The organism is uncultured Bacteroides sp. (genome assembly GCF_905207245.1).
GTDB lineage: Bacteria > Bacteroidota > Bacteroidia > Bacteroidales > Bacteroidaceae > Bacteroides.
This window is the reverse complement of the sequence record NZ_CAJLKP010000002.1, coordinates 107989-120250: the sequence shown is the minus strand read 5'-3', so window position 1 is coordinate 120250 and position 12262 is coordinate 107989. Positions and strand designations below refer to the sequence as shown.

The 12262-nt window shown below is 42.6% G+C and carries 6 protein-coding genes; 3 read left to right on the top strand and 3 right to left on the bottom strand.

All coding sequences use genetic code 11. The features are described from left to right. Positions 1 to 165: 165 nt before the first annotated feature. Positions 166 to 819, top strand: a complete 654-nt coding sequence (gene upp, locus QZ135_RS01340; protein ID WP_294605199.1) for a uracil phosphoribosyltransferase — start codon at positions 166 to 168, stop codon at positions 817 to 819. 81 nt (positions 820 to 900) lie between these two features. On the opposite strand, the gene QZ135_RS01335 is transcribed toward upp, so the two are convergent. Beyond that, complete coding sequence (locus tag QZ135_RS01335) at positions 901 to 2466, bottom strand: LuxR C-terminal-related transcriptional regulator (RefSeq protein WP_294605197.1); 1566 nt, start codon at positions 2464 to 2466, stop codon at positions 901 to 903. Positions 2467 to 2788: 322 nt separating this feature from the next. Between QZ135_RS01335 and QZ135_RS01330 the strand changes: the two genes are divergently transcribed. Further along, entirely contained in the window at positions 2789 to 6301 is a 3513-nt protein-coding gene (locus QZ135_RS01330) for a hypothetical protein (protein WP_294605194.1), read from the top strand. Between the two features lie 118 nt (positions 6302 to 6419). On the opposite strand, the gene QZ135_RS01325 is transcribed toward QZ135_RS01330, so the two are convergent. Then, positions 6420 to 7028 carry a hypothetical protein gene (locus QZ135_RS01325; protein WP_294605192.1) on the bottom strand — a complete coding sequence of 203 codons (609 nt, stop codon included), beginning with the start codon at positions 7026 to 7028 and terminating at the stop codon, positions 6420 to 6422. Positions 7029 to 7162: 134 nt separating this feature from the next. Between QZ135_RS01325 and QZ135_RS01320 the strand changes: the two genes are divergently transcribed. After that, positions 7163 to 8380 carry a HAMP domain-containing sensor histidine kinase gene (locus QZ135_RS01320; RefSeq protein WP_294605189.1) on the top strand — a complete coding sequence of 406 codons (1218 nt, stop codon included), beginning with the start codon at positions 7163 to 7165 and terminating at the stop codon, positions 8378 to 8380. A 77-nt stretch (positions 8381 to 8457) separates the two neighbouring features. Here QZ135_RS01320 and QZ135_RS01315 read toward each other — a convergent pair whose 3' ends face one another. After that, entirely contained in the window at positions 8458 to 11892 is a 3435-nt protein-coding gene (locus tag QZ135_RS01315; protein ID WP_294605186.1) for a bifunctional proline dehydrogenase/L-glutamate gamma-semialdehyde dehydrogenase, read from the bottom strand. Between the last annotated feature and the right edge of the window lie 370 nt (positions 11893 to 12262).

Genomic DNA, 12262 nt, shown 5'->3' with positions numbered 1-12262 from the left:
TTTTCGCGTACAAAAGTAGTATTTTCTTTCGAAACAAACGTCCGATTAGAGAAATTTTTCTTTAATGAGAAGTCTTTTATAACTCCATAACAATATCTGCAAACTGAATGTTGCAAATTGCGCAAGAAATCGTTTACTTTGCGCATAATAATTCAATAAACTATCATGAAGATAATCAATTTTGCCGAGACAAATTCCATCCTGAACCAGTATGTTGCCGAGATACGGGATGTGCAAGTACAGAGCGACCGCCTTCGCTTCCGCCGAAACATAGAACGTATCGGGGAGATTATGGCGTATGAAATGAGTAAGGAATTTGCCTATTCTCAGAAGAATATCCAGACTCCGCTGGGGATAGCACCTGTGCAGACCCCGGATAACGAGTTGGTGTTGAGCACCATTTTGCGTGCCGGATTGCCTTTTCATCAAGGCTTCCTAAGTTACTTTGATGGTGCGGAGAATGCTTTCGTTTCCGCTTACCGAAAGTATAAGGATACGCTAAAGTTTGATATTCATATCGAGTACATTGCTTCACCCCGCATTGACGGGAAAACATTGATAATTACAGACCCTATGCTGGCAACCGGCAGTAGTATGGAGCTGAGTTATCAGGCTATGTTGACGAAAGGACATCCGGCGGAAATACATGTCGCTTCCATCATTGCCAGTCGTCAGGCTGTGGAACACATTGCTGGCACACTTCCCGCAGACAAGACTACAATATGGTGTGCAGCCATCGATCCGGAGATTAATGACCATTCGTATATCGTTCCGGGACTGGGGGATGCAGGAGATTTGGCATATGGCGAAAAAGAATAGATACATATTTTATTAATCTGCTTACTACCAGCCTTCAGAAATTGGTGGTAAGCAGAATGTGGAAAACAAATAAAATAAAAATTAGATATCCCGCAAGTAGTTTTCCAGAACAACGTCTTGTGCCAGTTGCATCTTTTTACGTATCCTATAGCGGCTTGTATTGATGGTTTCGGGCAAGACGGAAAGCATCTGGGCTATTTGTTTGGCTTCCATGCCAATACGTACATATGCACACAGGCGAAGTTCGTTCTCTGATAAATTAGGATGGGCAGTGCATAACTTTTTAAAGAAATTGGGGTGTACTTCTTCAAAATGGTGTTTAAAGGACATCCATTCGTCCTCTGTATCCAGATGTGATTTTATATGTTGTTTCAATGTCCTGCTTTCCTTTGCCGGTAGTTTTTTCTTTTCTTCCAGTTCTTCTATTTGTTTCAATAATCCCCTTAACATCTGATTCTTCTCAATTGCAATCATTGAATTAGAAGTCAATTCTCTGTTCTTAAGGTTTATTTCCATTTGATATTTTTCATTTTGGAGTTGCTGCCGTTGCAGCCGCTCGTTTAGTTCACGGTTTTCGGACTCTTTCAGTAATTTAGCAATCTTCTCTTTTTTTTGTAAAAGCCAGAATATGTAGCCAATTACGCTACAGATTATGATACCAATCAAAATTATAGTGATAATCAATCTTTTATGGGCTTCAATACGTTCCGATGCTTCTTGCAATTCATCTTCATATTGTTTGATAGCTATTTTCATTTCATATCGGTTGATCTCATTGGTTTTATCGTATCCTGTAGCTTCTTCCTTAGCTTTATTGTAAGTTTTTAGATAATAATATGCGCTGTCTGGCATTTGTAACCGCGCATAAATGGCAGATAATCCGTAATAAGAATGAGTAATGGAGTAAGTATCTTTATTCTTTTCGGCCAGTTGTAACGCCTTGTGGTAATAGATTAGTGCAGAGTCGTTCTTACCTTTATATATATAGCAGGCACCAACATTAATGAGACTGTAAGTCTGGGCTGTTTTGTTCGATATATGCTTTGACAATTCATAGGCCCGGTGAGCATATTTCTCCTTTTTATATAAAGAATCAGACACAAAATATAAGGAAGTAAGGGCATTCACCAAGAAAACAGTATCTCTTTGGGCAATTGTGTCCTCTAATAGTGCACTTAGGTCTCGGACAGCTTCTTGTGGATAGCCTAAATGATATTTAGTAATCCCCGTATTACTTCGGTTTTTTATTTCTTTCTCAATTAAATGGCCCCTTTTAAACCATTCATCTGCTTTAAGATAATACTTTTGTGCATCATTGTACTCGCCGATTCTTCTTAAGATAGAACCTATTGAAGTCATAGCATTACCTGCATAAAGTTTATCATCTATTTCAGTAAAATACTTCTCTTGTTCTTTAAGTATCCGGTATGCTTGCGGATACTGGTTTCGCTTTGATAAGATTTGTCCTGTCAGATATAGAAGCCGCTTTTCATCATATTTGTAAAGCGTAGCATTGACATTCCGTAGCGCCTGTTTTACTAGCGAATCAGACCTATCTATATTGGTGTCAAACAACAATGAGGCATCCCAATATTGAGCTCGGACTATGAGGTTCGAGTTCTTTTCTTTCTCTGCAATCTGATACATACGTTCCACAATCGGATAATAAGCCATACAATCGTAATATTGTTTTGTCAGATTCTCTAATTGCAAAACCAGTTCGTCAAACTCCTTATGGATAGGTTTCCATTTATAAAGCTCATTGCTTTGTATCGGAATTTGAAAGAGAAATAATAAAAAGTATAGTGTAAGTGCCTTTTTCATGCGACAAATATAGAAAAAAAAAGGTTTTGTCTATCATTTATCTATATTGTTTTCTACCGATGGAAGCGATGGTTTTCATAGTTTTGCTTTTGAAGTTTAACTATCTCATAGAAGTATATACTTCTTGAGAACAATTTTATTGCTTATGAGAAATATTACTCTTAAATTGTTTTTTTTGTTGGGCATCTTGCTGACATGTAGCTATGTGTCTGCCCAAAAAGGAGCTCCTCATACTTTGAGAGGAGAGAGCTTGCTATCTACGGTCTCTTTGCAGTGGAAAAGCCCCGTTGAAGCAACCACATTACAATGGCACAGTGACGATGACTATGATGGTGAAAGTGGAATTAGTACAGATGGGGGGCTGGCCGTTATTTATATGGCGAACAAATTCACGGCTACTGATCTGAAAGAATTCGATAAACAGATTATTGATTCTATTTTTTATTTTCACTATCGTCCGGTATTTGCTGTAACAGTACAGCTGTATGAGAATGGTAAATTGGTTAATGAACAGCCTGTTGATATCAGTACTCAGAAACTGAATACCATGGCTCATGTAAAGCTTGATAAACCTTATACGATTCATGCTGATGTTGACCTGATGGTAGTTGCAAAGATTGAGCATGGAACAAATATCGATTTTGTAGCCATTATGGACCGTGGACCGGCAATTTCTGGTAAAGGTGACTTGTACTCTTATGACGGCAAGAATTGGAAAAATAACGGAAGAGGAAATTTCCTGGTTACGGCACATATTGAGAAAGAAAAAGTTACAAAACCGGATGGATATAATATATATCGTAACGATGTGAAGGTAAATGCAGAGTTGCTGACTGAGACGTCTTGTGTTTTGCAACATGAACCGGGAGGTGAATATACTTATACGGCGGCGGCATGTTATGGAACAGAAGAGCTAAAATCCTATCCTTTGCTTCTGACCAATGAAGACGCAAATGATGTTCGTCCGGCTATTACTAACTTGACTTCTTCTGTTGAGGGAATGAAAGCTACGTTGACATGGAATGATCCTATCATTCTGCAGAATCCTTTGACCTGGTCTACAGGCGAACTCGGAACTGGTATTGGTGGAACTTCAACTTCCAGCCCGAAGATTTGGGTAGCGAATGCTTTTACAGCTGAAGAACTGGCTTCATATAGTAATCATGAGATTACGGCCTTAAACGTGATGTTTAATGAGGCTGTCATTACCATGAAATTATTTGTGATGCAAGATGGTACGATTATTTATTCGGAAGATGTTCCTGCCGAAACGGTAGCTTCCGTAAAACTAAAAGAATGGGTTAAATTCTCTTTGGCTACTCCTATAAAGATTCAGTTGGGTAGCGATTATAGAATGGGCTACTATATTACTCACGTGAAGTCAGGTCATCCGGCAGGTGTGGATAAAGGACCTGCAGTAGATAAACGTGGTAATTATTACTCTACTTCAACTCCTAAGTCTGCATTTAATGAAAGCAGTCCTTCGTGGTCGTTGCTTTCTACTGCGAAGGTTGCCAGCAACTGGATGTTGAGTGCAGATATTAAGGCTCTTGATTCGGATGCTAAAACGATTGAATTGAGTAGCTATGATGTATATCGTAATGATGAACAGATAGCAACTGGTATCACAGAGAAAACCTATACGGATGAATCTCCGGCTCCGGGTACTTATACTTATTCTGTTGTTGCTAACTATAAAGACGGTAAAAAATCACCGAGAGTTGGAACAACTGCTACATTTAGTCTGCCTGATGAATACGTTGCACCTATGCTTCTTGAAAAGTCGTTCAAGGATGGAGTTGCTTCTTTTGCATGGAGTCAGGATGCTGTTGAATTGAAACATTATGATGAAGCCCAATTTGTATTGGGACTGGATAATACAGGTGATGATGTGGATATTTATTATGGTACAAATTTTGCAGCCGAAGAATTGGCACCTTATGTAGGTCGCCAGATTACGGGAGCTAACATTATGATCGGTGCTGAAGTTAAGTCTTTGGAAGTACTTTTATTGGAAAATAAGAAAACAGTACTGGCAAAGAAGGTGGTAGATTTGGCTACCCTTCCTGTTCAGGAAATGACTATTGTTTCCTTTGACGCTCCGGTCACTATTTCAGCCGAAAAAGATTTGACCCTTGTTTATCATTTGATATGTGGTGATAAGGTTAGTGCATTGGTATTTGACGGCGGTCCTTTGAAGACTGGTGGCGCCATTTATAGTTTTGACGGTACTAAGTGGAATAACTTCTCTATGGTAAGTTCTTCAGTAAACAACAATAATGTAGTAATTGGTGCAGTGGTTGAGTCTGCTAAAGATAAGACTACTACTAAGATGTTGATGAAGGGTTCTGCAACTCCATCTTTGCAGAAGATGACTATCAAAGTTGAAAATCTGAAGAATGTTGAGGAAAATATGGTCTCTGCCAGTGCAGATTATGTGTATGCAACTACTAGAGCCGCAGAAGGTGATAAACCTGTAGTCAAGAGCTATAAAGTTTATTGTAATGGTGAACTAGTGAAAGAAACCGAAGAAACCTCTTATGTTTCAGAGCAATTGTCATATGGTTATTATGCATTTACAGTAAGTGCTGTTTATAGTAATGGTTGGGAATCGGCTCCTTGTACTCCTTTTGAGTTCGAATATGAGAAACCATTTGTGAATGAAACTCCTGCTCCATATGCATTGACAGGAACACTTGAGAACAAAAATCTTTCTTTGACTTGGCAATCGCCTTCGGCTGCGATGGAATTGAGCTGGCAGAACAAAAATTCAGAAAGTTTGGCTCTCGGAATGACTGCTTCATCAAAACTGGTCACCTGCTACGCTACTATTCTTTATACTGCTGATGAACTGAAAGATAAGGTAGGTAAGTTTATTACCCATATTAAGTTTAGCTTGGCAAATACAGATTTAAGTTCGGCATCGGTGTTAGTATTTTATGATAAGAATATTGCATTTGAGCAGGTAGTACCTGTAGATAAGCTGGTGAAGGGTGAAAATATCATTCAATTAGATAAACCTATGGAGATTTTTGCCGGTCGTGAAGTAATGGTAGGTTATTTTTCTAAATATGCTTCCGGAGTGAAACCTAATATGGTTGATAAAGGCCCGGCGGTAGAAGGAAAAGGCAATTTGATTTCTTCTTCCGGTTCTTCTTGGAGTACATTGAATGAGAAAAGTAAGAATGAGTTGGATTATAACTGGCGAATTTCCGCCGTTCTGCAGGATGCCGATAAGCAGGCTGTTACCCGTGCAGAAGAATCTGCTACAACTTATAATCTTTACATTGACGGTACACTCCTGAAAGAAGGAATTCAAGCTACCAACTATACAGTTGAAAATGCTGCAGATGGCTCATATACAGTAACTGCAGTAGCTGGCGGTGTAGAAACGGCTGCATCTAATGCTGTAATTGTAGGTGTACCGACAGGTATTGATAAAGTAGAAGATGGTAGTGCGAAAGCATATTATGACAGCCAACTTCAGAAAATAGTATTACCGGAACTGGGAACTGCTTATATCTACTCTGTTAGCGGTACTCTGATAAAGCAAGTTATGAATGTTGACTTTGTGGATATGTCAGAATTGCCGGCTGGAGTATATGTTGTACGAGCTGTTCTTGCCAGTGGAGAACAAATGATTAAAGTCCTTAAATAAGAATGTTAATAGATTGAAATGGAGGTTGGATAAGTCTTTCTTTCCAACGATTAAAAGTTCTCTCAGCCCCTTTGGGGGTATGAGGGAACTTTTTTGTTATACGTAGGGGAGGAGAATTTTAGTCGTTCTTCCCATAGTTACGTTTTATGATAGTACCTTGAAAAGCCTTTTTGCCGACTAGAAGTAGGTCTTCATCATCAAAAGCGCGGAGACTGTACCAAAAAAGAAAATCTCCCGTACCACCCAAAATGCCGAATAACCCCAGAAAGAAAATATTGGCCTCTCCTGTACAGAATCCATGAATTGCAGGCAGCAATCCCAGCAAGATGCCCGGCAGCAACAAAGATACCCGATAGAACTTCAGTGCGATTGGACGGGTTGGCGTAAATCCTACACTTGTCCAATCTGAATGCCAGTGCAGGATTTTTTTATCTTTTCCGCTAAACCAATAAAGAATTCCTGCTTGGAGCAATGTGTAAAATGCGATAAGCAACAATATGCAAAGCATTATTTTAGGGCTGCTGATTCCTTTTATAGTAGTACCTAATAAGAGACCGGCGCTATAGGATGAAGATTCATCCCATACATAAACAAACAGATAACTGCCTGCCATGAACAGAATGAAAAAGAACAGAAGTCCTTTTATATTGATAGACTTTGCGGTGAGCTTTACTTCCACTCCATCCGGACGGTTAAATGCATCCCTATTTCTTTCTTTCTTTTCCATAAACTCCTATTTACTGATTTCTATGCTGCAAAGATAGCAAGAGAATGAAATTAATTAAGGTTATCAGAATGTTATCTTTATGTTAAGATGAAAAGAAAAGTTTACCTATATTTGCCTGAAATACAGAATTAGTCATGAAGAAATCATATTATATACTCCTTACAGTAACTGCAACTGCTGCCGTGTTGTACTTGCTTGGCAACTGGGTAGGGCGAAGTTTCGGACTAAACCGCCAGCAAGTGGTACGTAATATTCATGAAGCTTACAGTCGTGCGACGGACGCATTTGAAGCCGGGCAAACTAAGGACCTGGCTGCCTTTTTCCGTAATGAACTGGATGAAGTGAATCTGAGGCGGATCAAGTTCCGCTTGGATACGGTATCTTTAAACAGTGATTCTATCGTCTTTAAACAGGATTTACAGTACTTTTCCGATTATCGGAAGTTATTGGAGCAGCATTATACCTTCGTGTGTCCTGTGAATGATACTCAAGGGGTACATGCTTACATCCAAAATCTTCGTGCAGGATTTATCGGCAAGCTGCTTTATATGTTTTTTGGTACGGTATTGGCTTTAGGACTTCTATTATTTGCCATACGTAAGCAGGTGGACATAATCCGTAGACAGGATGAGTTGGCACGAATGCGTGAAGACTTTTCATATGCTATGATTCACGACATGAAGAATCCGATTAGTTCCATCCTGATTGGTCTTAAAGTGCTTCGTAGTGGAAAGGTGGATGATAAGCCCGGGAAAAAAGAAAAACACTTTGATATACTGGAAGCAGAAGCCCGGCATTTGCTTGCACTTGCCAATAAAGTGCTGACTATCTCAAAATTGGAACACGGCCAATTATTGCTTGATAAGAATTGGGTTCAACTCCGTCCTATGGTGGATGAATTGGTACACACGTTCACTGCTAAGGCCGAAAAGCCTATTACATTTCAGGTTGACTTGCAGGCAGAGGGAGTTTATGCCGATGAAGAGTATCTGAAAGAGGCGTTAAGTAACCTGATAGACAATGCTGTAAAATACTCTAAGGATACGGTAGATATAAAAATTACTTCTTGTCTTTCCGGGCAATATACCCAGCTCAAGGTGCGGGATAATGGGATTGGTATTCCGCTTGCCGCTCAAAGGATTGTATTTGATAAGTTTGAACGCGTAATTGCCCGGAATGATGGCGGGAAGAAGAAAGTATCCGGCTTCGGCTTGGGGCTGAATTATGTGATGAATGTAGCCCGGGAACATGGAGGATATGTCAGTGTGGAGAGTATAGAAGGAAAATATAGCGAATTTACTGTTTCTTTGCCGTTATCGGAGGAAAACGGGGAGGCCAATTCGGAGGGGTAATATTCTCTTGTCCATATATGAGCGTGCTCCGACCTGTCTGTTTCCCGGCAGACAAGCCGGAGCACGTTTTTTAGTTGTTATTCTACAGGCGGCACATCCAATATACTGCCATAACGATGATATTCGAATGAAATGCTCTGTTCCTTAATATAATGAATGAGTTCCACCCGTCCGTCCTTTACCGGCCTTGCTGTAGCGATATATTTATCCGTGCGGGCAGCTTCCACGTACATCTCCATCGGAATATTGGCACCGCAAGTACGGATGCGCTCATAATCTTTCATTGTTTTCAGAAAATCTTCCAGTGTCTCCTTCTTCAATGTACAGCCGACGGAAGATAATGCTGCTGTGCGATCATCATCCGGACCGAAACTGATTGTCAACGGAGTATGACAGAGTATGGCTGCAAGTGCAATCATTTCCGCTTCTTCGTTACTGTCTCCCGGGAAAAGGCGGAGCACCATATTCTTCAACGGCAGATAGCGGAACGTATTCTGTTCGCCATACAGATGGTTGATGTCGCGGGCATGGGCAAATTCTTCTTCATAGGCATGAGCATAGCTTTGCTTATAATTCGTGGTGCTCTTCGCTTTGTCGGTGAACTTCACGAAGCAGGCGCAATAGTTCGGCCCGCCCGCTTTTACACCACCACCAAAAGCAGACAGTTTCATTCCACCGAAAGGCTGGCGGTTGACAATGGCCCCCGTAATGCCTCGGTTGATATACAGATTACCTGCCATGATGGAATCTTTCCACATTTTCTGTTCGTTCTCATCAAGACTTTGCAGGCCGGAAGTCAAACCGTAGTCCAGGCTGTTCACCAACTCTATTCCTTCCTGTAGATTCTCAATACAAGCTACGCTCAGCAGCGGACCGAACAACTCGGTGCGGAACGAGTAATTACCCGGCTTTACTCCCCACTTCACGGTGGGTGCGAGGATGTATTTCTTCTTATCTATGAACCGGGGTGGAACCAACCACGACTCTTCCGGTTCCAGTGTCAGGGCTTGAAGCAGCTTGTCGTTCTGGTTCGTAATCATCGGTCCCACTATATTTCCGGCTTCCCATACGCTGCCCACCTTCATGCTGGTGGCGGCATCTTTCAGTTTATCCTGGAAGTTCTTGTCTTCATAGACTGAACGCTCCACGAGCAATAAGGAACAAGCGGAGCATTTCTGTCCGGCATTGCCAAAGGCGGAAGCCACGATATTCATAATGGCATGGTCGCGGTCGCCCGAAGCGGTAAGGATGATAGTGTTTTTGCCACCTGTCTCGGCCGAAAGCGGGGTAGCCGGATTGCTGCATGCAATGTTTTGGGCGGTGTCTGTGCCGCCTGTTAGGATAATATGCCGGATGGCGGGAGCAGTGGTCAGTTCTTTCAGGGCGGGGCGGTCGGTAATAATGACTTGGAGCGCTTCTTTCGGCACACCTGCATCCCAGAAGGCTTTGGCAAACAGCCATGCTACGGGTGCCGCTACGGTTGCAGGTTTCAGAATAACCGTATTTCCACCTGCCAGTCCGGCCACGATACCGCCGATGGGGATGGCGCACGGGAAGTTCCACGGGGAAATGACGAGGACGGTTCCTTTCGGAGCAATATCCACGTCGGGCAGTGCGGCGAATTTCTTCATGGTGGTGGTGTAGAAGCGGGCGTAGTCGATACCTTCGGATACTTCCACATCACCTTCCACTACTGTTTTCCCTGTCACGGCACACATGCAGCCTATCAGGTCGCCACGCATATCGCCCAGACGGTTGGCGGCTTCGAACATGATTTTGTGGCGTTCTTCCAGCGTAGTCTTCCGCCAGCCTGCCGGATCTTTATCAGCAATGCCGATGGTTTGACGTACCTGTTCCGTATCGGCTTGCGACATTTCGCATATGCATACTTCATCATCCTGGCAACGGTCCATATACTTGTGTCGTTTCTCGCAAACGACTGTTTCAGTACCAATTTGCAAAGGAATGATTTCCGGAGTATCACCCGGAGACTTCTTCCATTTGGCAAAGATATTCCGTACCCACTTCTGGTTCTGTGGAAGGTCAAAATCTGTATCCGGTTCGTTCTTTATTACATCGGTTGGTGGAACGGGGGAGTAAGGGAGTAGCCTGTTTTGGGTGCGGGTAGGTGCGTGCGAGACGTTATCTTTCCTACGATAGGCCTCTTCGAACTGCTTTTGCAGGAAGTCCCAGGTGTCGGTTCCCGGTTTCAGGTTGAACGAGTGTGTCAGGAAATTATCGGGAGCTGTATTCTCATCCATGCGGCGCACCAGGTAGGAAACGGCATTCAGGAAATGTTCGTCCTTTACCACCGGTGCGTAGAGGATGACGTGATTTCCCAATTGGGATTGTGCGCGCCACACGTGGTCTGCCATGCCTTCCAGCATTTCGAATGTCATGTATTCCGCACTGCCGGACTTCTGGCTTAGCAGGTATGCATATGCAATAGTGAACAGATTGTGCGATGCCACGCCAATATGAAGCGCCTTGGCATTTTCGGGCAGCAGTGCGCGTTCCAGTATATGCAGATAATTGGCATCCACTTCCGTTTTGCTCGGAAGTATCGGGTTGGGCCAGCCGCGCAGGGAAGAAATCACGGTTTCCATTTCCAGATTGCACCCTTTTACAAGGCGCATTTTGAGTGGCGCACCACCATCCGCCATGCGTGTTTTGGCAAACTCCAGTAGTTCTGTCTGGAAATTGTAAGCATCGGGAAGATAGGCCTGCACCACGATTCCTGCCGAATAATTCTTAAATTCAGGCTTGCTCAGTACCGTCTTGAACAGTTGCAGGGTGAAGTGCGTATCCTTATATTCTTCCATATCGAGGTTGACGAACTTTGCATGCTTTGCGCCCTTTTCGTCGGTATAGGGGAAGTCTATCGCTTTCTGATACAGGGCGGACATGCGTTTCACCAGTTCGGGGAAACTTTCTTCATAGTTCAGCGCATGCGTCTGGGCATAGATGCCGGATATTTTGACGGAAATATAGTTGATGTCCGGGGCTTCCAGCGCTTCCAGATAATGATGGTAGCGGTGATCGGCTTCTCCATTGCCCAGAACAACTTCGCCCAATAAGTTTACGTTTTGTCCTATTTTCTGTTGCGAGCGGGTGGCGAGATGTCTGGTCAGTTTGGGGCGCGCTTCATCGAGGATGACTTTGGACGTATCCATGCGCAGGCGTTTCTTTATAATAGGTATGGCGATAAAGTCGAAATGATGTCCGAAAGTCTGGTACATTTTGAAGAGAAAGGCATCCCGTTGGTTCAGGAATTTGGGCACACCGTATCGGTCTATCAGGGTTTTGATGCGGGCGGCAAGTTTTCTGCGGTCGCGTATCTGCGAGGACTCATCGAGCATTTTCACCAGGAACTTCTTGTCCTGCGGGCGTTGCACCATGACGGCGTATTTATGCTGTTCTTTGCGTTCTTCGTCCGTAATGATTTGCTCACACGTGTTGTATAGCTTCAGTACCCATTCTTGTACTTCGGCTATGGAAGGTCTGTTATCCATAATATATTCATGTTTAGTAAATGATTCTAAAATATCACTCGTGAACTAAAAACATGAATAAAGGGTAGGACTGAACATAACGGCACGATACCGATGCAAGGTCTGGAGAGCTTGCTGCGAAAACCGGTCAAAGAGTAGTCTTCTGCCCATAGTATAGTTATGTTAAAAGGTTAATGTACGCCTACTGCAAATATACACTAATTCTTTTATAATCAAAGGGAAAAGGCCGAAAACTTTGAATACCCAGTTACTTCAACACTTCTTCCGGAATTGCCGGAATGGAATTAAATGTTCCGGTGATGGAATAGTTGGTATAAGACATGTCTTGAATCTGAATACAACAAAGCCCCGTTGCCAAACTGCAAAACAA

Coding starts and splice junctions, on each gene's coding strand:
- upp (WP_294605199.1), top strand. CDS start 166: ATGAAGATAATCAATTTTGCCGAGACAAATTCCATCCTGAACCAGTAT.
- QZ135_RS01335 (WP_294605197.1), bottom strand. CDS start 2,466: ATGTATCAGATTGCAGAGAAAGAAAAGAACTCGAACCTCATAGTCCGA.
- QZ135_RS01330 (WP_294605194.1), top strand. CDS start 2,789: ATGAGAAATATTACTCTTAAATTGTTTTTTTTGTTGGGCATCTTGCTG.
- QZ135_RS01325 (WP_294605192.1), bottom strand. CDS start 7,028: ATGGAAAAGAAAGAAAGAAATAGGGATGCATTTAACCGTCCGGATGGA.
- QZ135_RS01320 (WP_294605189.1), top strand. CDS start 7,163: ATGAAGAAATCATATTATATACTCCTTACAGTAACTGCAACTGCTGCC.
- QZ135_RS01315 (WP_294605186.1), bottom strand. CDS start 11,892: ATGGATAACAGACCTTCCATAGCCGAAGTACAAGAATGGGTACTGAAG.